20 protein-coding genes are annotated in these 23264 nt (G+C 74.9%); 7 read left to right on the top strand and 13 right to left on the bottom strand.

The genetic code is table 11. From position 1 onward, the window contains the following. From EDD32_RS19010 to EDD32_RS01555, 4 genes are all read right to left on the bottom strand, one after another. Positions 1–1392 carry a polysaccharide deacetylase family protein gene (locus EDD32_RS19010; RefSeq protein WP_211338691.1) on the bottom strand — a complete coding sequence of 464 codons (1392 nt, stop codon included), beginning with the start codon at positions 1390–1392 and terminating at the stop codon, positions 1–3. A 70-nt stretch (positions 1393–1462) separates the two neighbouring features. Then, positions 1463–2368 (bottom strand): glycosyltransferase family 2 protein, encoded by a 906-nt coding sequence (locus tag EDD32_RS01565; protein ID WP_123914017.1) that lies wholly within the window; start codon positions 2366–2368, stop codon positions 1463–1465. A gap of 26 nt (positions 2369–2394) precedes the next feature. Next, entirely contained in the window at positions 2395–3012 is a 618-nt protein-coding gene (rfbC, locus tag EDD32_RS01560; protein WP_123914015.1) for a dTDP-4-dehydrorhamnose 3,5-epimerase, read from the bottom strand. A 106-nt stretch (positions 3013–3118) separates the two neighbouring features. Further along, entirely contained in the window at positions 3119–5041 is a 1923-nt protein-coding gene (locus tag EDD32_RS01555) for a SpoIID/LytB domain-containing protein (protein ID WP_123914013.1), read from the bottom strand. A gap of 166 nt (positions 5042–5207) precedes the next feature. Here EDD32_RS01555 and rfbD point away from each other — a divergent pair, with 166 nt between their 5' ends. Beyond that, positions 5208–6053: a dTDP-4-dehydrorhamnose reductase gene (rfbD, locus tag EDD32_RS01550; RefSeq protein ID WP_123914011.1), complete on the top strand. Its 846-nt coding sequence runs from the start codon at positions 5208–5210 to the stop codon at positions 6051–6053. Positions 6054–6158: 105 nt separating this feature from the next. On the opposite strand, the gene rfbA is transcribed toward rfbD, so the two are convergent. From rfbA to EDD32_RS01535, 3 genes are all read right to left on the bottom strand, one after another. Further along, entirely contained in the window at positions 6159–7028 is an 870-nt protein-coding gene (rfbA, locus tag EDD32_RS01545; RefSeq protein ID WP_123914009.1) for a glucose-1-phosphate thymidylyltransferase RfbA, read from the bottom strand. A 100-nt stretch (positions 7029–7128) separates the two neighbouring features. Beyond that, on the bottom strand, positions 7129–8214 hold the full coding sequence (locus tag EDD32_RS01540) for a glycosyltransferase family 4 protein (RefSeq protein WP_123914007.1): 1086 nt from the start codon (positions 8212–8214) through the stop codon (positions 7129–7131). A 93-nt stretch (positions 8215–8307) separates the two neighbouring features. Continuing rightward, complete coding sequence (locus EDD32_RS01535; RefSeq protein WP_123914005.1) at positions 8308–9198, bottom strand: TIGR03089 family protein; 891 nt, start codon at positions 9196–9198, stop codon at positions 8308–8310. Between the two features lie 493 nt (positions 9199–9691). Here EDD32_RS01535 and EDD32_RS01530 point away from each other — a divergent pair, with 493 nt between their 5' ends. Genes EDD32_RS01530 through EDD32_RS01515 form a run of 4 tightly spaced genes read left to right on the top strand, consistent with a single transcriptional unit; the run spans position 9692 to position 16579 of the window. Further along, the gene (locus EDD32_RS01530) at positions 9692–9937 is read left to right on the top strand and encodes a WhiB family transcriptional regulator (RefSeq protein WP_211338900.1); all 246 of its coding nucleotides are present in this window, start codon (positions 9692–9694) and stop codon (positions 9935–9937) included. Positions 9938–9953: 16 nt separating this feature from the next. Then, a complete protein-coding gene (locus EDD32_RS01525) occupies positions 9954–13586 on the top strand; it encodes a glycosyltransferase (RefSeq protein ID WP_123914001.1) in 3633 nt (1210 codons plus the stop codon). Then, entirely contained in the window at positions 13586–15424 is a 1839-nt protein-coding gene (locus EDD32_RS01520; protein WP_123913999.1) for a DUF5719 family protein, read from the top strand. Before EDD32_RS01525 ends, EDD32_RS01520 begins: the two co-directional genes overlap by 1 nt. 51 nt (positions 15425–15475) lie before the next feature. Further along, the gene (locus tag EDD32_RS01515; RefSeq protein WP_123913997.1) at positions 15476–16579 is read left to right on the top strand and encodes an iron-containing alcohol dehydrogenase; all 1104 of its coding nucleotides are present in this window, start codon (positions 15476–15478) and stop codon (positions 16577–16579) included. Here EDD32_RS01515 and EDD32_RS01510 read toward each other — a convergent pair. Next, positions 16576–17172, bottom strand: a complete 597-nt coding sequence (locus tag EDD32_RS01510) for a hypothetical protein (protein WP_123913995.1) — start codon at positions 17170–17172, stop codon at positions 16576–16578. The genes EDD32_RS01515 and EDD32_RS01510 overlap by 4 nt on opposite strands. A 22-nt stretch (positions 17173–17194) precedes the next feature. Beyond that, positions 17195–17656, bottom strand: a complete 462-nt coding sequence (locus tag EDD32_RS01505; protein WP_246005921.1) for a metallopeptidase family protein — start codon at positions 17654–17656, stop codon at positions 17195–17197. A 63-nt stretch (positions 17657–17719) separates the two neighbouring features. On the opposite strand from EDD32_RS01505, the gene EDD32_RS01500 reads away from it, so the two are divergent. Then, a complete protein-coding gene (locus EDD32_RS01500; RefSeq protein WP_123913993.1) occupies positions 17720–18130 on the top strand; it encodes a DUF3499 domain-containing protein in 411 nt (136 codons plus the stop codon). Positions 18131–18433: 303 nt separating this feature from the next. After that, entirely contained in the window at positions 18434–18649 is a 216-nt protein-coding gene (locus EDD32_RS01495) for a Trm112 family protein (RefSeq protein ID WP_123913991.1), read from the top strand. A gap of 76 nt (positions 18650–18725) precedes the next feature. Here EDD32_RS01495 and EDD32_RS01490 read toward each other — a convergent pair whose 3' ends face one another. The 4 genes from EDD32_RS01490 to EDD32_RS01475 all read right to left on the bottom strand — a co-directional run bounded on the left by EDD32_RS01490 (position 18726) and on the right by EDD32_RS01475 (position 23108). After that, complete coding sequence (locus EDD32_RS01490) at positions 18726–19709, bottom strand: type IV toxin-antitoxin system AbiEi family antitoxin domain-containing protein (RefSeq protein ID WP_123913989.1); 984 nt, start codon at positions 19707–19709, stop codon at positions 18726–18728. Positions 19710–20090: 381 nt separating this feature from the next. Continuing rightward, on the bottom strand, positions 20091–21005 hold the full coding sequence (locus tag EDD32_RS01485; RefSeq protein ID WP_342771386.1) for a glycine betaine ABC transporter substrate-binding protein: 915 nt from the start codon (positions 21003–21005) through the stop codon (positions 20091–20093). A gap of 49 nt (positions 21006–21054) precedes the next feature. Then, positions 21055–21915 carry an ABC transporter permease gene (locus EDD32_RS01480; protein WP_123913987.1) on the bottom strand — a complete coding sequence of 287 codons (861 nt, stop codon included), beginning with the start codon at positions 21913–21915 and terminating at the stop codon, positions 21055–21057. Then, on the bottom strand, positions 21912–23108 hold the full coding sequence (locus EDD32_RS01475; protein ID WP_123913985.1) for a quaternary amine ABC transporter ATP-binding protein: 1197 nt from the start codon (positions 23106–23108) through the stop codon (positions 21912–21914). The genes EDD32_RS01480 and EDD32_RS01475 overlap by 4 nt, the downstream gene beginning before the upstream one ends. Positions 23109–23264 lie beyond the last annotated feature (156 nt).

The raw sequence follows: 23264 nt of genomic DNA, 5'->3' as shown, positions 1-23264 counted from the left end.
TCAGCGGTAGTCGTCCAGGTCGACGAAGCGGTACCCGCGGGCCTCGACCTCGCGGATGATCGCGGGCAGCGCGTCGGCGTCGAGGGTGCTGCCGTCGGTGGGGTGCGAACCGACGTGCAGGAGCACTATCTCGCCTGGCCTCAGGTTGGCCAGGACGCGGCTGACGATCGCCGATGCGCTCTGGCCGCCGGACGTGCCCTGCCAGCCGAGGGTGTCCACGGTCCAGCGGACGGAGCCGTAGCCCAGGCAGTTGACCAGCGAGATGGTCCGGGCGTCCCGCGCACCGAAGGGGAACCGGAACCACGGGCGGGGATCGGTGCCGGCGCCCTCGCGGATGGCGCTGTCGGCAGCGATGACCTGGCTGCGCACGTCGGCGTCGGACAACGTCGTGAGGTCCGGGTGGCTCTGCGTGTGGTTGCCCACTGGGTAGGCCCCGGCGATGTCAGCCGCCAGCCCCGGGAAGGACTGCGTCCATGCACCCGTGAGGAAGAACGTAGCGGGTGTGCCCGTCGCACGCAGCGTCGCGAGGATGGAGGGGACGGCGTCCGCGTTGGCGCCCGCGTCGAAGGTCAGGGCGACGACGCGCTCGGTCGTGGGCAGGACGGACCACTCCGTGCCCCGCAGGGAGGGCGGCACGCCCGGCTCGGTCCGGGCGGAGTGGGTGCTCAGCACGCCGTCCCCGCACCGGCCGTATGTGGCCACGGAGCTCGCAGCACCTGGACCGGGCACATTCCTGAGGTACCAGGTGGCGCCGCGGACGACGCCGATGCCGGTCCGACCGTCGTCGTCCCAGTCGCCTGTGACCGGCACGTCACCGCGAGCGCCGTAGACGAACGACGTGTTTGCCAGGCCGCTGCCGGGAGCCTCCCGCAAGTACCAGACACCCGCGCGCACCACGCCGATCCCGGCGCCTCCGACACCGTCCCAGTTCCCCGTGACCGCGGTGTCACCGCGTCGGCCGAACGCGAACGTCACCTCGGCGACCCCGCTGGTCGGGGTGCCGCGCAGGAACCAGGTGCTGCCTCGCACGACGCCGATCCCGGTACGGCCGTCACCATCCCAGTCTCCGACGACCGGGCGGTCCCCGGCGCGGCCGAACGCGACGACGAGGTCGGCGGCACCCGAGGAGAGGGTGTTGCGCAGGTACCACGTGCCGGCGCGGAAGACCCCGGGGGTGCGCACGCCGTCGTCGTTCCAGTCGCCCATGACCTGCACGTCCGCGCTACGCCCGTACGTGAAGGTCGGTCCGCCGGCGACGAACCACTGCGCCCCGCGGGTGACGACCTGACGGTCGGGCTCGGCTGCCGCACCCGGAATCCCGGGCAACATCAGCAGCACCCCCGCGACAACGAGCGCGAACAACCCTCGCAACGACCTTGCCACGGCGGCCATGGCGGACTCCTTCGTCCCGGTGCCACCATGATCCGCCCGGGTCGGCCCCAGGGCAAGGGTCGCAGGTCACCTACCGGCGCAGCGGTCCGGTCCGGCCGAGGAGACCGTCGCGCAGGCCTCGGGCGAGCATCGTCGCGCGCGCGCGTCGCGGGGCGACCGCAACGAGGTTGAACGCCGCGTACTTCGCCAGCCAGACCACGTACCCCACGCTCCACCCGAGCGGCATGAGCCCGGAGCGGATGAGCAGGACGGTGTTGCGCGCGAGGTAGTAGTTGCGCACCGGCGCGTGGACGTGGACCTCCTGGGCCCGCCCCGGCACCCGGGCGAGTCGGTCGCCGAGCTCGTGGTCGAGCCGCGCGTCCGTCACCGCGAGGAGGTCGAACCCGTGCCGGCGGGCCCGCAGCCCCCACTCGAGGTCGACGTGGTCGATGAACCACGCCTCGTTCATCGGTCCGGCGGCGGCGAGGGCCTCGACGGTGACGAGGCACCCCGAGGCGATGAGGAACGCCGCCTCGACGAGGCCGTCGTGCGCCTCCTCCGGGCGGGCCCGCCGTGGCCCCCAGCGGCGGGCGACGTAGACCATCTGCTCGGTGGCCGAGCGGGTGTCCGAGGACACCGGCCCCACGGCGCCGACCCGCAGACCGGCGGCGGTGGCGCGCCGGAGACCGTCGAGGAGCCGGTCGACCATGTCCGGTGCCGGCATCGAGTCCTGGTCGGAGAGCAGCACGGCCCACGCACCGAGCGTCGTCGCGCGCTCGATCCCGACGTTCTGGGCGCGGGCGATGCCCTCGTTGACGGGCAGCGGGACCAGCTCGGCCCCGGCGTGGGCGCAGACCTCGGCGAGCGCGGCCGTCACGGACGAGCCGTTGTCGACGACGACGACGCGCCCGCACTGGGCGGCCAGCGCCTCGAGCAGGAGGCGGGTCCGGGCGAGGTCGGGCCGGTAGGTGACGACGACGGCCACGACTCCCGCCACGTCCGGCGCCGACGCGCCCGGGGAGCTCACCCGCGCAGGGAGGCGAGGTAGTCCTGGACGTCCGCGAAGATCGGCAGGAGGCCGGTGTCGCGGGCCTCCTCCAGGCCGGGGGCCTCCTCGTCCTTCTCCGAGAGCTGGAGGGTCAGCGGGGAGCAGTCCCGCGCGGTCGTGGGCCAGTCGATCCCGACGGCCGGGTCGAGGGGGTTGATGCCGTGCTCCCGACCGGGCGCGTACGGCTCCGAGCACAGGTACACCACGGTCGAGCCGTCCTCGAGGGCGCAGAAGGCGTGGCCGAGGCCCTCGGAGATGTAGATGGCGCGGCGGTCGACGTCGTCCAGGAGCACGGAGTCCCACTGGCCGAAGGTCGGGGAGCCGACCCGGATGTCGACGACGACGTCGAGCACGGCGCCGCTCGGGCACATGACGTACTTCGCCTGCGACGGCGGGACGTCGGCGAAGTGGATGCCGCGCACCACGCCGGCGGCCGAGATGGAGGAGTTGGCCTGCTTGAGGTCCAGCGGCTGCCCGACCGCCTCGGTGAAGGCGGCCTCCTTGAACACCTCGAGGAAGACCCCGCGGGGGTCGGCGAACTGCCTGGGGGTGATCTCCCAGGAACCCGGGACCTTCAACTCGCGGAACTGCACGGCGGACTCCCTCTCGGCGCGGCGGACGACGGCCCCCACCCTACTGCCGCCCAAGCTGCCGGGCCGGTGCGCGCTGCCGTCGGGGGTTCCGGCTGGATACCCGGCGTCACGGCTTGCGTTTCACCCCCAGGGTGTCGTCGCCGTCGCCGTCCCAGTCCCCCACGAGGACGGTGTCGTCGGCCCGGCCGTACGTGACCACGACGTCCGCATCACCCGGCGCGAAGGCGTTCTTGAGGTAGTAGGTGCTCGACCGTCGCACCGCCGGGCTGTCGTCGCCGTCGCCGTCCCAGTCCCCTGTCAGCACGACGTCCTCGGGGCGGCCGTACCGCACGACGACGTCAGCCGGGCCGCTCGAGAGGGTGTTCTTCACGTGGAAGACGCCATCGCGCCGGACCGTGAGCGTGTCCGTGCCGTCGCCGTCCCAGTCACCGGCGTAGACCTCGTCGGCGGCGCGGCCGTAGACGAACGTGGTGTCGGCCGGCCCGGCGCTGACGGAGTTCTTCACGTGGTACTCGGAGCCCCGCCGGACCGCGAGGGTGTCGACCCCGTCGCCGTCCCAGTCGCCCACCAGCACCTCGTCGTCGGCGCGGCCGTAGACGAACGTGGTGTCGGCCGGGCCGGCGCTGTTGCTGTTCCGGACCTGGTAGACCGCGCCCCGTCGGAGGGTCACGGTGTCGACCCCGTCGCCGTCCCAGTCACCGACGAGCGCGACGTCCTCGCCGTATCCGTTCTCGAAGACGACGTCGGCTGAGGTGGAGAACGTGTTTGCAAGGTAGAACGTGTGCGGCGGGTCCTGCGGGCGCCACCACCGCGAGAGCATCCCCAGCGACCACGCGCTGCTCGGCACCGTGTAGACGCCGCCGCTGCACTCCACGGACAGGCCGGTGATGCGTCCGCCGAGCGCGCCGTTGCCGTCCCGGCCGGTGACGAGGAGGGCGGAGAGCGACTCGCCGGACGGGCAGTACCGGGCGACCGTCGTCGCGCTGAGTGCCGTCGACCAGCTCGTGCGGGTGTCCCCGGCCGCGGTGCCGGTGTACGGGTCGGCGCGGGCGACGAGGTAGGGGGCGCCGCCCCTGACCGACCAGCCACCGTTGGTCGAGGAGAACTGGGTGGTCGCGACCCGACCGTCGTAGGTGCGGACCTGCCCGGCGGTGGCCTCGATCGCGTCGTCGGCCGCGGGATGCTCCCAGGTGCTGACGACCCGCCCGTCCGTCGCCACCGAGGCGCGCCCCCCGTACACCTGGCAGGCGGTCGTGTCGCACGTGTCGTAGTTCTCGGTGCGGCGGCTCTCGGCGAGCATGTAGCTGCGGGCGGCGACGGCTTGGGCGCGCACGGCGTGGGCGCTCCACAAAGCCGGCATCTCCCGGGGCACCACCCCGCGCAGGTACTCCTCGAGCGGGACATCGTTGACGACGTCGAAACGACTCGCGAGGTCTGTCCGCGCCGCCAGGCGAACGGAGCCGCGGTACCAGGTGCCGGTGGTCGCCGTGGCGTTGCGGGCGACCACGATGCCGTCACCGGTCGAGACCCGCACGGCGGCGCCGGTGAGGGTGTGCCGGGCTCCGGTGGGGCCGTGGACGACGACGAAGCCGTCACCCGAGCGGGTGATGCTGAGCCGTCCGGCGCCCAGGGTCACGCCCGGACCGCCGACGACCTCGACGCGCACCGAGCCCTGACCCGCCGGCGTCCACAGGGTCGCCTCGGTCGTCCCGACGAGGCCGAGGGAGAGCAGACCCACCCCGATCGTGGGATTCGCCATCGTCCCGCCGAAGCTGCCCAGACGGGACATCACCGTGCCCGGGTAGTAGAAGTCGAGGATCTGGGTGTCGGTGAGGCCGGCCTCCGCCGCGCCCTTCGCACCCCACTGGGACATACCGATGCCGTGGCCCCAGCCCCGTCCGTCGACCTCCCACTCGCCGGACGCCGGTACCGGGTAGCGCTCGGTGGCGGCGCCGGCGGTGGGTACCGGGAGCAGCGTCGCGGCCGCGACGAGCAGCCCCACGACGAGCCGGGCGAGGGGTCTGCGCATGGATGTCTCCGGTTCGACGGCGGGCGTGCGGCCCGAGACTACCCCCACCGATGAGGGCAGCGGTGGGCATCGGGTGCCATCCGGGCAGCGAAACTCGCCCTCGCGGCCCCGTCAGGGGTCGGCCGACCGGATACCCTCGCGGACGACCGACGACGAGGGAGAGACGATGCGCTGGTTGGTGACAGGGGCGGGCGGCATGCTCGGCACGGACATGGTGGCCCGGCTCGCGGGAGCCGGGCACGACGTGCGCGCCGCGGATCGCGGCGAGCTCGACGTCACCGACCCGGCGGCGGTGGAGCGGGCGGTGCGCGACGTCGACGTCGTCGTCAACTGCGCGGCGTGGACCGCCGTCGACGACGCCGAGACCACCGAAGCCCCCGCCTTCACCCTCAACGCGGTGGCTCCCCAGCTCCTCGCACGCGCGGCCCGCGTGGCCGGAGCGAGGCTGGTGCAGGTCTCCACCGACTACGTCTTCGACGGCTCGGCGACCTCGCCGTACGCCGAGGACGCCCCGCTGGCGCCGCGCTCGGCGTACGGGCGGACCAAGGCGGCCGGGGAGTGGGCGGTCCGGGCGGAGAACCCCGACCACATCGTCGTGCGCACCGCGTGGCTCTACGGCGCCCACGGCGGCTGCTTCCCCAAGACGATGGCCCGGCTCGCCGCGGACCGCGACGAGCTGCAGGTCGTCGCCGACCAGGTCGGCCAGCCCACGTGGACCGCTGACGTGGCCGACCTCGTCGTGCGCCTGGTCGAGGCCGGGGCGCCGTCGGGCACCTACCACGGCACATCGGCGGGGGCGGTGTCCTGGCACGGGTTCACCCGCGCGATCGTCGCGACCCTCGGCAAGGACCCTGCGATGGTGAAGGAGACGACGTCGGAGGCGTTCGTCCGTCCCGCGCCGCGGCCCGCCTACTCGGTCCTCGGCCACGACGCGCTCACCGCGGCGGGCGTGGCCCCCATCGGGCCGTGGGAGGAGCGCTGGGCCGCGGCGGCGCCGACGGTGCTCGCCTGAGGCTGTCTGCCGGGCCGGACGGAGAGGGTCCCGGCTGTCCTGCGTCGGACGCGCAGCACCGGGCCTGACACCCGGCGGCCCGTCCCGGGGCCACCGGGTACGCCGTCAGATGCGGTGCTCGAGCAGGGCGATGAGGTACTCGCCGTAGCCCGACTTGCGCAGGGGCTCGGCCCGCTCGCGCAGCTGGTCGTCGTCGAGGAAGCCGCGCCGCCAGGCGACCTCCTCCGGGCAACCGATCTTCAGTCCCTGCCGGGCCTCGACGGTGCGCACGAACGCGGTGGCGTCGGCCAGGGAGTCGAAGGTGCCGGTGTCGAGCCATGCGGTGCCGCGGGGGAGGACCTCGACCTTGAGGCGGCTCTGCTCGAGGTACACCCGGTTGACGTCGGTGATCTCGTACTCACCGCGCGCCGAGGGCTGGAGGTCCCGGGCGATCGCGATGACGTCGTTGTCGTAGAAGTACAGGCCCGGCACGGCGTAGGAGCTCTTCGGCTGCGCGGGCTTCTCCTCGAGCGAGACCGCCGTGAAGCTCTCGTCGAACTCCACGACGCCGTAGGCAGTGGGGTCGGCCACGTGGTAGGCGAACACGGCCCCGCCGTCGATGTCGCCGAACCGGTTGAGGGTGTGGCCCATGCCGGGGCCGTAGAAGATGTTGTCGCCCAGGACCAGGGCGGCGCTGTCGCCGCCGACGAAGTCCGCGCCGAGCACGAAGGCCTGCGCCAGGCCGTTGGGCACCTCCTGGACGGTGTAGGAGATGTTGATGCCGAACTGTGAGCCGTCGCCGAGGAGGCGATGGAAGGACTCGGCGTCGTGCGGGGTCGTGATGACGAGCACGTCCCGGATCCCCGCGAGCATGAGAGTCGTGAGCGGGTAGTAGATCATCGGCTTGTCGTAGACCGGCACGAGCTGCTTGCTCACGCCGAGGGTGATCGGGTGCAGTCGCGTGCCGGACCCGCCGGCCAGAATGATTCCTCGCATCCGCACAGTGTGGCGCATACCCGCCACGATGGCGGCCCGGTGCTACGGGGCGGCGGCCGGCAGGCCGGGTGGCAGCCCTGGGCGGGTCAGCCTCGCCGCATCAGCGCACGGGGATGCCCAGCACCCGGCACAGCTCGCGGCCCATGTTCTCCCGGGCGTACCGCTCGCGGCACTGGAGCTGGAAGCGCGCGGCGAGCTCGCGGGTGGCGGTGCGGTCGGCGGCGAGGTCGCTCAGCCGCCGAGTCCACGCATCGGGGTCGCCCGAGGGGAGGAGCACGCCGGTCTCGCCGTCGACGACGGCGTCGCGGAGGCCCTCCAGGCTCGCGGCGACCACGAGCGAGCCGCGCATGGCCGCCTCGACGGCGACCAGGCCGAAGCCCTCCATGTCGCCGGGCACCTGGATGTTCGGCTGCACGAAGACGTCCGCGCCCCGCATGAGCTGCTCCCGTTCCTCGTCGGAGACGCGTCCGAGAAGGTGGACCCGGTCCTGCAGCCCGAGCTCCTCGACGCTCGTCCGTACGCGCGGTGCGTCGACACCCTCGCCGGCGACGAGGTAGACGACGTTCTTCGGCAGGTGCGGGAGGACGGACCGGAGGAACCAGACGACCCCCTTGCGGCGGACGAGACGGCCCAGGGTCAGCACCACCAACGCGTCGTCGCCCACCCCCAGCCGACGTCGGAGCGCGGCCGAGGCGACCGCGGCCTCGTGACGGTCCACCTGGGGGTCCTCGACCCCGAGCCGAACCACGTGCACGCGGTCAGCAGGCGTCCCGGCGGTGACGGCGGCGGCGGCGGTGGCGGAGCTGTTGGCCAGGACGTCGGAGGCGCGGGGAAGGGCGCGCAGGACGAGTCGTTGGTACCAGGACCGGTTCCAGATGATGTCCTTGCCCATCGCCATCGTGGCGTACCGGACGCCAAGGACGCGCAGGAGCGGCGCCAGCAGGATGTGAAGGACGACATCGCCGAGGAGGACGAAGTCCACTTTCCCGCGAAGTACCAGGACCAGCAGCCGGAACGTGGCGCGGGGAAGCCAGAGCGGCAGCAGGAGGTTCGACCCACCGTGGGCGACGAGGAACGTGGGTGTGGCGGCACCTGCGCTCAGGGTCGCCCAGACGTCCTTGGCGAGGGTCTCCATGCCGCCCACGGAAGGCGGGAACTTCCGGGTGATGAAGACGGTGGCTGCCACGACATCGCATCGTACGTCCTCGTCAGTGGCACGTACGGGATCCCGGTCCACCGGCACGCTCGCACGCAGCACCTGGCCGCCCCGACGACAGCGCTAGGGGCGTGCCTCGACCCGCTCGTCCGCGGCCACCCGGCGTCGCACGTCCGCCGGCAGCCCCGGCTCGACGAGCACGACGGAGCCGCCCCCGTGCCACGTGCGCACAGCCTGCTCGAGGAGGTCGGCGACGTCGTCGGGGGCGAGCAGGGCCCGGACCGGCGCGGCCGACGGGCGCTCGTAGGCCTCGATGTCGTCGTCCTCGGCGGCCACCGCCGCCGTGTCGTCGTCCGAATCGTCGACGGTGTCGAGCTCGTCCTCGTACCCCGGCTCGAGGTCGACGTCGTCGGCGTCGATGTCGTCCTCCTCGGCGGCGCCGGTGGCCCACCCGGCGAGGTCGCCGTAGGTCACCTCGAGGTTCTCGGTCACGAGCGCGAGGTCGGTGGACTCCGGCTCGCTGACGTAGCCCAGCTGGTCGCCGAAGGTCATCAGCTCGGCCGCGGCGTCGACGACGTTGGCGCCGAGCGGGTCGCCGTCCCACCGCATCGCGAGCGCCGGCAGCGCGACGGCGAGGACCAGCTCCGCGTCGTCCTCGCCCGGGGACTCACCGGGTCGTGAGGTCACGACGACGTCCGGGGCGTCGGCGTCCTCGTCCTCCTCGAGGAGGTCCTCGGAGGGCAGGGTGACCTGCGCGCCGGCCACCCAGCTCCCGAGCGCCCATACGAGGGTGCGCCAGTGCACCGGCAGGTCGAGGACGACCACCGTGCCGGGGCCGGCGTCGGCCTCCTCGACGAGGAGGTTCGCCGCCTTGGTCACCCAGTTCCCCAGGACCCGGCCCGACAGCTCCGTGCGCTCGCCGTCCACGCCGTACCAGGTCAGGCGAGGGCCGGTGGCACCGGGGCCGAGCAGGGCGGTGAGCAACTGACCGGGGAGGGTGTCGGGGTGGCTCATGGTCCGAGCCTAGGGCCAGGACCCTGACCGGGGCAGTCGTTGGCGGCGGTGGTCGGCGGCAGTGTGGTCGTCGCCGAGCCGACGCGGATGACTGCCTGGTGCCGACCCGGCGCGAGCGATCCGGTGTGCCACGGGGTGCGAGCGATCCCGGTGTGCCTGCCACCTGGTGCGAGCGATCCCGCGGTAGCCGAGCGGGAGTGGTCTGCCGGGATCGTTCGGCGACGGAGTGATCGTCCGGCGAGGAAGGGCACCGGCCCGGGTCCTCGGTCCCGCGACACGCCGTACGACACGCCGTTACCACGATTTCTGGGGTCGCGCAGTCGCGATCATTAGCACTTTTTCGCTTGACTTCAGGGGATGACACGCGTGTAATTCGGGGTACAACATCCGCTGGCGAGAAGGGGGAACGGCCGTGTGGAACATTCTCGGTGATGGTCCGCTGACCTCGGGTATCGCAGCTGAGGAGCGTACGGACGGCGACGTCCTCCACCTCCTGGTCGACGACGCCCCCGACGAGGGCGCGCTCGCCTGGCAGGAGCGGGCGCTGTGCGCGCAGACCGACCCCGAGGCGTTCTTCCCCGAGAAGGGCGGTTCCACCCGGGAGGCCAAGCGGGTGTGCACGTCCTGCGACGTCCGGGCCGAGTGCCTGGAGTACGCGCTGGCCAACGACGAGCGCTTCGGCATCTGGGGCGGGCTGTCCGAGCGGGAGCGTCGCAAGCTCAAGCGCCGTGCCGTCTGACCCGGCCGCCTGATCCGTGGCGGTACCGCACCACCAGGCCCGTCGCCCCGCCACCCTCGCCGTGGTGGTCAGCGCCGGCGTCTCCGTCTACCTGCCCCGCACGCTCGCTGCGGTCGCGGGGCAGACCCATGCCCCCGACGTCGTCCTCGTCGTCGACGTGGGCGCCCCGGGGCGTGACCTCGGCACCGGGATCCCCGTGCACGAGGCGGTCACCGATGCCGGGCTGGAGGCCGTCACCCGCGTCCGGGTGGTTCGCGCCCCGGAGGCCACGACCTTCGGTGAGGCGGTCCGCCTGGGGCTCGTCGCCTACCGCGAGCTCGTCGAGCGCGCGGCGCGCCGGGCACACCGGCGCGGCTGGGACGGCGGCCTGAGCGGGCAGGGCACCCTCGCCCCGGGCGGTCCGTGGGCCGGCGTGACCGGCGAGCTCAACCCCGTCACCACCGGTGAGATCCGGGCGGTCGGGGAGGGGCGGGCCGACCCTGCTGCGGCCGCCGACTGGCTCTGGCTCCTCCACGACGACTCCGCGCCCGAGCCGGCCGCGCTGGACCAGCTGCTGCACGCCGCCGAGTCCGGGCGATCCGTCGCCGTCGCCGGCGCGAAGCAGCGCGACTGGGCCGAGCCCGACCGGCTCCTCGAGGTGGGCGTGCGTGCGACCCGTTCCGCCCGGCGCGTCTCGGACATCGAGCCCGGGGAGATCGACCAGGGCCAGCACGACGACCGTGAGGACGTCCTGGCGGTGGGCCTCGCGGGCGCGCTGGTGCGGTCGGACGTGTGGGAGGAGCTCGGCGGCCCCGATCCGGTGCTGGGTCCCTTCGGGGACGGCCTGGACCTCTCGCGCCGCGCGCGCCTGGCCCGCCACCGCGTCGTGGTGGTCCCGACGGCGGTGGTCCACCATGCGCGTGCGTCGTTCCTCGGGCTGCGCGGTGACGGCGGTCCGACGTCGCCCGACCGGCCCGACCCGCGGCGCTCGTTCCTGGCCCGCCGGCGGGCCCAGCTCCACAACGCCCTCGTCGCCGCACCGGCGGCGGCGGTGCCGTTCCTCCTCCTCGGCCTGGTGATCCTCGCCCCGCTGCGCGCGCTGTGGCGCATCGCGACGAAGGAGCTCGGGCTGGCTGCCGCCGAGATCGGCGCCGCGCTCGCCGTCCTGGGCGCGCCCGGCGCGCTGTGGCGTGCGCGCCGCACCGCCGGCCGGACCCGGCGCCTGTCCCCCCGCGCGCTCGCGCCGCTTCAGGCCACCGGCGCGGACATCCGCCGGACCAAGCGGGACGTGCGCCGGCAGGCGACGGCCGCGCGCCGCGCCGCCCAGGCGCCGAGCGAGCTGGAGATCGCCGAGCGGGCGGCCCTGGCCCGGCGGCGCCGCGTGGTCGGTGCCGTCGTCGCCGTCGTCCTCGCCGCGGTCGCGCTCGTGACGTTCCTGCCCGTCGTCCAGGGCGGGGCCCTCACCGGCGGGGCACTCCTGCCGGCCGACACCCGCCTCGGTGACCTGTGGGGCGTGGCCCGCAGCGGCTGGGTCCCGGGCGGGGACGGCACGCCGGGGCCGCCGGACGCGCTGTGGCAGGTCCTCGCCGCCCTCCAGCTCCCCTTCGCCGCGTTCGGTGCCAGCACGTCGGTCCTCCTCTCCGTCCTCGTCCTCCTGGCGCTGCCACTGGCCGGCGCGGGGGCGTGGTTCGCGGCCGGGGCGGCCACCCGCGCCGTCGCGCTGCGCGCGTGGGCCGCCGCCGGCTGGGCGCTCGCCCCGCCGCTGCTCCTCGCTGTCGGTCAGGGCCGGGTGGGTGCCCTGCTGGCCCACCTCGCCCTGCCCTGGGTGGCGCTCGGCGTCGCCCGCGCCGCGGGGGTGAACCGGCGAGACATCGTCCTGCCCGGCCTCGTCGGTGCCCGGCGGGTGGTGCCGGTCACGACGCGGGTGACCGGTGACGAGCCCGAGCCGCGGGTCCTGGCCGGACCGCCCGAGGCCGGCGTCGTCGCGCGCCGCTCGGCCGCGGGGTCGGTCGCCGCTGCCGCCGGCGCGGCGCTCGCCCTGGCCGTCGCGGCCGCCGGGGCCCCGGTCCTGCTGCCCACGTCCCTCCTCGTCCTCGCCGTGGTCGCGGTGGTCGTCCCGCGGCGCCGTCTGCTGGTCCTGGCCGTCCCGCTCCCCGCGCTGGTGCTCCTGGCCCCCACCGTCGTGGCGGCGCTGTCCGACGTCGCCGGTGGCTCGTGGCGGCTGCTCGTGTCGGACCCGGGCCGCGCCTGGTCCGCCGGGCAGGCGCCGGCCTGGCTCGGGGTGCTCGGCTGGCCCGTGCGGCCACCGGCGTTCCCCGGGCTGGCCGGCGACGGTGTCGCCGGCTTCCTCGCCACGTGGGGGCTGCTCGCCGGCGGGGCGGTCCTCACCGCCCTCGCCCTGGTCGCGCTCGTCCGCGGCACGGCCCGCGCCCGCGCCGTGCGGGCCGGCTGGCTCCTCGTCGTCGCCGGGCTCGGCGTCGCGGTGCTCTCGGCGCGCACCGGCGTCGCGGTCGGCTCCTCCCTCGACGGCTCGTCCCAGGTCGTGACGGGCTGGCCGGGCACGGGCCTGTCCCTCGTGGTCCTGGGGATGCTGCTCGCCGCGGTGGCGGGCGGGGACGGTCTGCGCACCACGCTGGCCGGGCGGAGCTTCGGCTGGCGCCAGGTCGTCGCCGCGGCCCTGACCGTGCTGGCGGTCCTCGGCCCGCTGGCCACGGTGGGCGGCTGGCTCGTGGCCGTCCGGGCCGGGCTCGGCGAGCCCACCGCCCTCCTCGCGGTGACGGCCCGCACCGCGGACCCCGTTCCCGCCGTCGCCGGGGAGATGCAGCGCTCCGGGCAGCGTTCACGCGTCCTCGCCCTCGTCCCGACCGCCGACGGCCTGCGGGCGGAGCTCTGGCGCGGACCCGGGCCCCAGCTCGTTGAGACCTCCTCCGCCGCCGACCTGCGCGAGCTCGCCGCGGTCGAGACCCGCACGGGGTCCCAGGACTCCGCCTCCGACGCCGCGCCCGGCGACGACCCGGCGTCCGCCGCCGACGATGTATCGGACCCCGACGCCGCGGACGCCGCGCTCGCCGCGGTCGTCGCCGCGCTCGCCGCCGGGGCCACCGAGGACGTCGGTCCAGCCCTCGGTGAGCACGCCGTCGGCGTCGTCGTCGTCCCGCCGGAGCCGGGCTACGTGCCTCCAGGCACCGAGCCCACGGGCGCGGAGCGGACCGCGCTGGTCGCGCGGCTGGACGCCACCGCGGGCCTGGAACGGGTGACCGAGAACGCCGCCGGTGTGGTGTGGCGCGTCTCGACCGACGCGGCGCGCTCGGGCGCCGCCGAGTCCGTGGCCCGCGCGCGGGTCGTCGACGCCGACGGCGCGTGGGTCCAGGACGTCGACGCGGGCGTGGTCAAGATCGGTACCGAGCTCGCGTCGGGTCCCGAGGGCCGCCGTCTCGTGCTGGCCGAGCGGGCCGACGCCGGCTGGCAGGCCTGGTACGACGGACGGCCGCTGCGCGCGACGACGGACGGCTGGCGCCAGGCCTTCGAGCTGCCTGCGCACACCGGCACGCTCACGGTCGGGTACGTCACCCCGCTGGGCGGGTTCTGGACCTGGGCCCAGGGCATCGTGCTCGGGTTGACCGCCCTGCTCGCGCTGCCCGTGCGACGGCGACGAGGGGAGATCGACTGATGGCCGACGACGAGCGTGACGAGGAGCGTCAGCAGCCCGAGCAGCCCGCGCAGCCCGAGCAGCCCGAGCAGCCCGAGCAGCCCGCGACGTCGCGCGACGACGCCGAGGTGACGACCGGGCCGGAGCCACCGGAGCCGTCGGCGGCCACCGGGGAGTCCGCCCAGCAGACCGTCGCCGCGCAGGCCGACGCCGCGCACACCGACGCCGCGCACACCGACGCCGAGCAGGTCGACGCCCAGCAGACCGACGCCGAGCCTGCCGGTGGTGCTCCGGCGCCCGCTGAGGCCGACTCCTCCCAGGGCGGCGCCTCGGCCGCGACGCCGAGCCGGAAGGTCTCCGCGCTGCGGGTGGTCGGGCTGACGGCCTCCGCCCTCGCGCTCGTGGGCGCGGCCGCCGGGATCGTCGTCCTGGGTGACCGTGCCGACGGGGCGCCGACGGCCGCCCTCGACGTGCCGGTCGTCGCCGTACCGCCGGGCACGATCACCCAGGTGTGCGCCGGGCCGCCCGAGCTCACCACGGGTGAGGGCATGTCCGTCGACCCCGACGTCGACCCCTCCGACGTGGTGCCCGAGACCGTGCTGGACGTCCTGTCGCTCCCGCGCGACGACTCCGCGGCCGGCGAGGCGTCCTTCTCGCCCCTGGACGGGGATGAGGTGGGCCTGGAGCGCGCCGGGGCGGTGCGCCGCCTGGAGGTCACCGACCCGCCGGGGCCGGGGGTGCTCCGTGCCCGGCCGGCCGGCACCACCAGCGCCCTGGTGGCCGGGGCCACGCTCACCCGCACCGACGCCGGGGACCTGCGCGGCCTCGTCGCCACGCCGTGTCTCGCACCCGCCACGACCTCGTGGCTCGTGGGCGGGGCGACCGAGCTCGGGCAGAGCTCGGCGCTCGTCCTCACCAACAGCGGCCAGACGCCGGCCACGGTCGACGCCACGCTCTGGACCTCCCTGGGTCTGGCGGACGCGCCGCGCCTGCGCGGCGTCACGGTCGCCCCCGGGGAGCGCACCACGATCCTGCTCGAGGGCGTCGCGTCGGCCGACCCCGCCCTGGCGCTGCGGGTCGAGGCCGCCGGCGGCGAGGTGACCGCGAGCATCCAGGACCTCCGCCTCGACGGTCTCGTCGCGGCCGGTATCGACACGGTCACCCCGGGTGCGGCGCCGGCCCTGCGGACGGTCGTGCCCGGCGTGGTCCTCGACGGTGCCGCCCCCGGGGCGGTCGCGACGTCCGCCGTGCGTCTGGTCAACCCCGGCGACGAGACCGCGACGGCGAGCGTCCTGCTCCTCGGCGAGGACGGCGCCGTCCAGGTGCCCGGTGCCGACGCGGTGGTGCTCGACCCGGGCGCGGTGCTCGACCTCTCCCTCGACGGCATCGAGGGCGGGGTCTACGCCGTCGAGATCGACTCCGACGTCCCCGTCACGGGGGCTGTCGTCCTCGCCCGGACCGGCACGGCCGGGGACCTCGACCCCGACACCGCACCGGTGGACCGGGCGTGGACGGCGGCGTCGGAGCTCCTCACCTCCGCGGTGCTGCCGCTGCCGGGCCTGGGCAGCCTGGCCGGACCGGCCACGGTCACGCTCACCAACCCCGGCGAGGACGACGTCGACGTCGAGCTGACACCGGTCGGCGGTGACGCCGGCGACGTCGTCGAGGTCACCGTGCCCGCCCGGTCCACGACCGCGACCGACATCGCCGAGGGCGTCGCGGTGGTCATGTCGGCGGACGCCGGCGTCGCCGCCGCGGTGGTCCTCACGGCGGAGTCCGCCGACGGCGAGCTCATCACCGTGCTGCCCGCCTCGCCGGACCCGCACACGGCCCGCTCGGTGCGCGTCGACGTGCGCTAACGTCGGTCAGGAGGGCCCCGGCCCGCGGGCCCGGACGGCGGGGAGCGAGCAGTGCGGTTCCGGTACGAGACCAGGCCCGCCCGGGTCGTGTTCGGGCGGGGCACGGCGCGCACCGCGCTGGTCGGCGAGGTCGAGCACCTGGGCATGCAGCGCGTGCTCGTGGTCACCGACCGGGTCCACGAGGCGACCGCACACGAGGTCACCGACGGCTTCGCGGACGCCGTCGTCGGACGGTTCGCCGGGGCGGAGCCGCACGTGCCGCTCGCCGCCGCCATGCGTGCCGTCGCCCTCGCCCGGGACCTGCGCGCCGACGGGGTCCTCACCCTCGGCGACGGCGCCGCCACCGGGACGGGCAAGATCGTCGCCCGGGAGACCCGGCTGCCGATCCTCGCCGTGCCCACCGGCTATCCCGCCACGGAGCTCACACCCGTGTGGGCGACGATGTCGGCGGGCCGCCGGGAGACCGGCACCGACCCCGCCGTGCTGCCCCGTTCCGTGGTGCTCGACCCCGACCTCACCGACGTCCAGCCGTGGACGGCGGCGGTCGGCGCGGGGTTGACCGCCGTGGCGCAGGCCGTCGAGGCGCACTGGGCGCCGGGCGCCAACCCGGTGAGCTCGGTCCTGGCGGACGAGGCGGTCTCGGCCCTCGCCGCCGGCCTGCGTGGACGCGCGGCGGCCCCGCACGGCCGGGAGCCGGAGGACGAGGTGGCCGACCCCGTCGGCACGTGGGCCGGGACCTCCCAGGAGGCGGGTGAGCAGCTCCTCTACGGCGTCTTCGTCGCCGCCACGGCGAGGTCGGTGACCGGCACGGGCCTGCACCACCGGGTCTGCCACCTGCTGACGAGCACCTTCGACCTCCCGCTGGCCCAGCTCCACGCCGTCGTCCTGCCGCACGTCCTGGCGTTCAACGCCCCGGCGGTCCCCGCGGCGGCCGCCCGGGTGGCGCGGGCGCTCGGTGCGGACCACCCGGTGCTGGGCCTGCGCGGCCTGTGCGCCGAGGTCGGCGCGCCGCGCGGGCTCGTGGAGCTCGGCATGCGCCGGGACCAGCTCGAGGAGGCGGTCGTCCGACTCTGCGCCGCCCTCCCGCTCGCCAACCCTCGGCCGGTGGGCACCGCGGACGTGCGCGAGCTCCTCACGGCGGCCTACCGCGGTTAGTCGACGGGGGAGCGGTGGGACCGGTGTGTGTGCTCCGCCCGCTCGACGTGCTCCGCCGCGACGGCGACCGCGAGCCGGCTCGAGAGCACCTCCTCCGCCGGTGCGCCGGTCCCGGTCCGGATGAGAAGCGCGCGACGGAGGCAGGACCACGCGTGGCGGTCGCGGCCCTGGTCGAGCAGGACCTTGCCCAGGTGCTGCTCCGCGTAGGCGAGGAGAGCGAGCGCCCGGCGGTCGTCGGGGTGGGCGCGCGCCGCGGCGCCGGCCGCCCCCACCGCCGCTCGCATGAGCTGCTCGGCGGGGACGTGGCGCCCCTGCCACTGCAGCACCTGGCCCAGCCGCAGGGCCGGCGCGACCGCGCGCCAGGGCAGGGTGGGGTCCGGGTCCCCGGCACCAGGGCCGCCCGCCCGCACCAGGACCCGTCTGCCGAGCTCCTCGGCGGCGTCGAGGTCGCCGAGGATCCGCAGCCAGGCGACCCGGTCGCCGTCACCCGCCTCGCCGCCGGCCTCGAGCTCGCGGACGTGCCGCCAGGCGGCGCGCGGGTCGTCCGGCACCTCGCGGAGCGTGACCGGGTCGATGCTGAACGTGGCCCCCACAGGGGGATCGTACGGCGGCGGCTCAGTCCTCTCGCGGGTACTCCGGGTCGATCTCCTCCGGTCCCCGGCCCAGCATCCCGGCCACCTGCTCGACGAGGACCACCCGGACGAGCTGGTCGAGCTCCTCGGTGTCCTCGCAGCGGCCGAGGACGGGGCGCCGGTAGACCACCACACGGTGGCTCAGCCCGGCCGCGGGGTCCGCGGGGAAGTACCGCCCCAACGCCACGGTGCGGTGCTCCCACGGCGCCGGGTCGGACGGCGGGACCTCCTCGACCGCGAACTCCACGCCCTTGAGCTGCTTCGCCCAGCGGCGCTCGAGCCGCTCCACGTTGCGGATGACGACGTCGTCGAAGCGGTCCGCCCGGGTCCGCCAGGCGGGCAGCGTGGGGGGCATGAGCGGCCCCCGCAGGCCGCGCCCGTGCCGGTCGCGCCGGTGGGCGCCGCGGCGCGGGGGGATGCCGGGCACGGGGACCAGTGAGCTCACGCGCACGAGCGTAACGGCGTGGACGGTTCGGCCCGCCGTCGTGAGGCGGTAACGTCGCCTGCTGTGAGAGCCGTCCGCCAGTGCACCAGGTCCGCGTGCGACCGTTCGGCGGTCGCCACCCTCACGTACGTCTACGCGGACTCCACCGCCGTCCTCGGGCCGCTGTCCACGAGCGCGGAGCCGCACGCCTACGACCTGTGCGATGCGCACGCCGGGCGCCTCACCGTCCCGCGCGGGTGGCAGGTGGTCCGGCTCGCGAGCGACTTCGTGCCCGCCGCCCCCTCCGAGGACGACCTCGTGGCGCTCGCGGACGCCGTCCGCGAGGCGTCCAGGTCGGGCCCGCACCACACCAGGCCGGCGCAGCGTCCCGGGTCGGCGGTCCCCGCACCCGTGACGCACCACCTGCCCCAGCCCGCCGACCACGAGATCGGCCGCCGCGGCCACCTGCGCGTCCTGCAGGGCGACGGCGAGTAGGCGTCCGACCACCGGCAGCCCCGGAACGGCTCCGTCCTGCGCCGTGCCGACGCCGTCCCCGCGCCGACCGTGCCGCCGTGCCGACGGTGCCGATCGTGCCGACGATGCCGACCGTGCCGACGGTGCCGATCGTGCCGACGATGCCGACCGTGCCGCCGTGCCGACCGTGCCGACCGTGCCGCCGTGCCGCCGCGCCGACCGTGCCGACGGTGCCGCCGTGCCGCGGGTCCCCCGCGCCGTGCCGGCTTGCCGCCCGTGGCGGCCCTATCCTGGACCCGACCGCCCGACGAAGGAGCCCCCGGCATGACCCACGCGACGATCGACCCCTGGGTGCGTCAGCTCCTGCGCTGCCCCGTCACCGGAGCCGAGCTGGTCGACGCGGTCGGCCCCGACGGCGAGCCCGAGCTCGTCTCGACCTCGGAGATCCACACGCTCGCGTACCCGGTCCGCGACGGCGTCCCGATCCTGCTCGAGGCGGAGGCCAGGGCGGTCAGTCCTCTCACGGACCAGGCCGACTGACCACGTCGACGGCGACCAGGTGGTCCGGCGGGCATGCACGCGACCGGCCGCCCGATGTGAGAAGCAGAAGAGTCCGTCAGGCCCTGCCTGACGGACTCTTCGGTACGAGGCTCTGCTGACCGTCGATGGCACAGGTGGGGGAGCACGGCCGTGGTCGACCGGCCCAGCCCAGCGAGACCAGTGCGAGAGCAACCTGGCGCGCCACAGCGCACGGTGCCAGCGCGACGTGCCGCCACCGGTACCGCAGCGTGATCTCACGGGTGGCGACGACGACGGCGTTGTCCCGCCAGACGTCTGTGTCGGTCCGTCCGTGCGGATGAGCCAGGCGCCCGTCCAGCTCGACCCGTAGACCCAGACCCACGTAGCGGCAGTCCGCCCGGAGCCAGAGCCCGTCGAGGATCTCCCGGACCTGCAGGACCGCCTGCGGCAACCCGTGGCGCCCGGCGAGAGCGTGGTAGCGGAACTCGAGCGGGGACTCGATCCCGGTGTCCACCAGCGGGACGAGCTCCTCGATGAGCGCTCGGTGCCGAAGTCGTCCGCGGGCGCGCGCCGCCCGGCGTAGTGCAGCGAGGTCGACGTTGCGCTGGGCGGCCGCACAGACGAGGGCGACGACGTCGTCGGGCCGGCTCGTGGTCTCCGCGACGAGGTCCAGGACGGTGGAGATCGGCGAGGTCGCCCGCAGGCGACCCCACGACGGGGGCGGGTCGTCCCGGTGGTGGATGCGCAGGCCGGGCTGGTGGCGGACGCGGCGCGTCGAGGGAACGCTGACGTGGACCGTCCTGCCGGGTTCCGGGAGCAGCTGGTGGTGGAACGCCGCCGAGGTGTGGCTCAGCGCTGCCCCGTTACCGGCGTAGAGCAGCGCGGCACGGGCGCGCGACCGCCAGGGCGCGGCGCCGGTGTGGACGAGGTACACCCCGGGGTGGAGCCGCAGCCAGCGGCCCGAGGTGACGCGCCGGCTCATCCAGTCCGGGGTGGCGCCGAGATCGATGAGCTGGCGCCTGGAGAGCACGGCGTCCTGGCGTCGTGCGAGGCGGTCGATGGCGTCGACGTCGGCGTTCACGAGGAAACCGTCCCGTGGTGGCGGCCCCCACCGGGGCGGCTGGGGCGCGGCTGGGGATATCGGTGCCTTCAGACGCCTAGCGGTGGAGGGGTTCGGCATCACGGGGCTGGCCCGGCATCGCCGGGAGGTCCGCCTCGGCATGGCCGGGAGGTCCGCCTCGGCTTCGCCGGAGGGGCGCCGTCTGGTCACAACGCAGAAAGTTCTGTACGGATGATCCGTACAGAACTTTCTGCGTTGTGCCGGGCCGGGCCGGCCCTCGGCCGAGCCGAGCCGGGCCGGGCCTCGGCGGAGCCGGGCCGGGCCTCGGGGGGGCCGGGCCGGACTCCGGGGGCCGGGCCCGGGGCCGGAGTCAGGCCGGACCTCGCCGGCGGCCGAGCGACCTCAGCCGGTGATGCCCTCGACGAAGTCGGGGTTGCCCTCCAGCCAGGCCTCGACCGCGGCGTCGTTGTCCTCGCCGCCCATCTCGTTGAACATGATGTTCTCGAGCGAGAACAGCTGCTCGTCGGTGAGGGTGAAGCCCTCGATCCAGCCCGCGACGTCGGCGTTGTCATCCGAGAAGCCCGCGGTCCCCATGACCTTGATCTCCTCGGCGTCGCCGAGGGTGCCCTCGGGGTCCTCGAGGTCCCGGATCGGGTAGGCGTCGTACGCCCAGTGCGGACGCCACAGCGTGACGGCGATGTTCTCCCCTGCCGCGGTGGCGGAGTCGAGCTCGGCCAGCATGGCCGGGGTCGAGGAGATGAGGTACTCCATGTCCTCCAGGCCGTAGGTCGGGATGACCGCCTCCTGGGTGGTCTCGGTCAGCCCGGCGCCCGCCTCGATGCCCACGAGCCGGCTGTCGAACGCGTCGGCGTTCTCCGCGAGCTCGGCGAGGGAGTCGACCGGAGCGTCCTCGTTCACCGCGATGGTGAGCTTGGCGTCGTCGTACCAGGTGCCGAGCTCCTCGAGCTGGTCGCCGTACTGCTCCATGTAGGAGGCGTGCGTCAGGGGCAGCCACGTGTCGAAGTTGAGGTCGTAGTCGCCCTCGGCGAGGGCGGTGAAGACCACACCTGCGTCGGCGGTCTCGAGGGTGACCTCGTGCCCCTCGCTCTCGAGGATGTTCTTCCACAGGTGGGAGACGGCGATGCCCTCGTCCCAGCCGGAGTGGACACCGATCGTGATGGGGCCGGCGTCCGTCCCGCTCCCGGTGCCGTCGGCGCCGGACTCCGCGTCGGTCCCGCCGCAGGCGGCAAGGGTGAGCGCGAGGGCGGTGCCGGTCGCGATGGCGGCGCCCCGACGGCGCGCGCTGATGTTCATCATCGTGTTTCCTTCCTTGAGCGCGGGTGCGCTCGACGGTCTGGTGTGCGGGTCAGGCGGCCGCGCGGACCTTGAGGGCCCGCGCGACGGGGGATCGGTCGCCCAGGGCGGCGGTGACGCGGTCGAGGTACATGGCCAGGACGACGACGGACAGCCCTGCCTCGAAGCCCAGGCCGATGTCGACCCGCTGCAGGGCCTGGACCACGTCCTGGCCGAGCCCGGCGGCGCCGACCATCCCGGAGATGACGACCATCGACAGCGCCAGCATGATCACCTGGTTGACGCCGGCCATGATGGTCGGCAGGGCGAGCGGGAGCTGGACCTGGCGCAGGATGCGCCCGGGGGTCGCGCCGAAGGCGTGGCCGGCCTCGACGACCTCGCCGTCGACCTGCCGGATGCCGAGCTCGGTGAAGCGCACCCCCGGGGCGAGGGCGAAGATGATCGTGGCCACGAGCCCCGGGACCACCCCGACGCGGAAGAGCACCACGGCGGGGATGAGGTAGACGAACGCCGGCATGGTCTGCATGAAGTCCAGCACGGGGCGCACGGCGGCCGACACCCGCACGTTGCGCGCGGCCCAGATGCCCACCGGGATGCCGACGGCGAGGGCGATGACGCTGGCGACGAGCACCAGTGCCAGCGACGCCATGGCGTTGTCCCACTGGTCCACCCCACGGATCACGGCGAACCCGAGGAGGCTGCCGACGGCGAGGCGCCAGCCCTTCGCGGCGAACGCCGCCGCGGCGAGGACGAGGGCCACCACCAGGAACGGGGGCGTGGCCAGGACAGGGAAGACGAGGTCGTAGGACCCTCGCAGGACGGCGCCGAGCAGGTCGAAGACCGCGCCGAGGGCCGACGTGAGCCAGCCGACGAAGGAGTCGGCCCAGTCGCCGAGCGGGATGCGGTAGGTCATCGGGTCGCTCCTTCGGTCGCGGGGGCCGGTGCCATCGCCTCGAGCAGCGCCACGCGAGGCACCACGCCCTGGAGCCGGTTCTGCTCGTCGACGACGGCCAGGGGCAGCCGCGCCTCGGCGGCCGGGGCGAACATCTCCGACAGCGGGGCGTCGGGTCCGACGGCGGAGGAGTCCGGGTGGACGAGCCCGTCGAGGCTCTCCCGGCCCTCCTGGTGGGCGGCGAGCAGCTCGTCGTCGTAGACCGACCCGTGCAGGACCCGGCGCCGGTCGAGGACGTAGGCGGCGGAGACCTGGGCCTCGCGCAGGGCGCGCAGCGCCACCGACGGTCCGCCGGACAGCGGGACGGTCACGACCGGCCGGGTCATGAGCGAGCTCGCGGTCAGGACGCGGGAGCGGTCGACATCGGCGACGAACTGGGCGACGTACTCGTCGGCGGGGGAGTTCAGGATCGCCTCCGCGGTGCCGATCTGGACGATGCGGCCGTCGCGCATGACGGCGATCCGGTCACCGAGGTACATGGCCTCGTTGAGGTCGTGCGTGATGAAGACGATCGTCTTGCCCAAGTTCGCCTGGAGCTCGACGAGCTGGTCCTGCATCTCGCGGCGGATGAGCGGGTCGAGGGCGGAGAACGCCTCGTCCATGAGGAGGATGTCGGTGTCGGCGGCGAGGGCCCTGGCCAGGCCGACGCGCTGGCGCATGCCGCCGGAGAGCTGGGACGGCAAGGAGTCCTCCCACCCGGCCAGGCCCGTCATGGCGAGCGCCTCCGCGGCCTTGTCGCGCCGGCTCGACCGGTCCACGCCCTGGATCTCCAGGGGGTAGGCGGCGTTGTCGAGCACGGTGCGGTGGGGCAGCAGGGCGAAGTGCTGGAAGACCATCGACACCTTCCGGCGGCGGATCTCGCGCAGCTCGGCGGGCGCGATGCCGGAGATGTCGCGGCCGTCGACGGAGATCGTGCCCGCCGTCGGAGCGAGGAGCCCGTTGAGCATCCGGATCAGCGTCGACTTCCCCGATCCCGACAGGCCCATGACGACGAACGTCTCGCCGCTGCGGACCTCGAAGCTGGCGTCGGCGACGGCGGCCGTCCCCAGGGGGCGGACCTCCTCGCGGCTGTGTCCCTCCTCCAGCCGTCGGACGGCCTCGGCGGACCGTCGGCCGAAGACCTTGTAGACGTGCTCGGCGTGAATGGCGCTCACGCTCACCTCGTTCTTCCTCCGGCGTGAACGGCGCCTGAGCGTCGTCCGCGCGTGATGACAGCGCCCGGACCGGGCGCCGTCGTTGCTGTCGTGCGTGCTGTCCCGACCGTTCGCGGGGCGGCGCACGCGGCCAGCCCGGCCGGCTGGGGCCGACCC

This window comes from Georgenia muralis (genome assembly GCF_003814705.1).
Taxonomy (GTDB): domain Bacteria; phylum Actinomycetota; class Actinomycetes; order Actinomycetales; family Actinomycetaceae; genus Georgenia; species Georgenia muralis.
The sequence above is the reverse complement of the archived record's forward strand: the minus strand, read 5'-3'. Positions and strand labels throughout refer to the sequence as shown.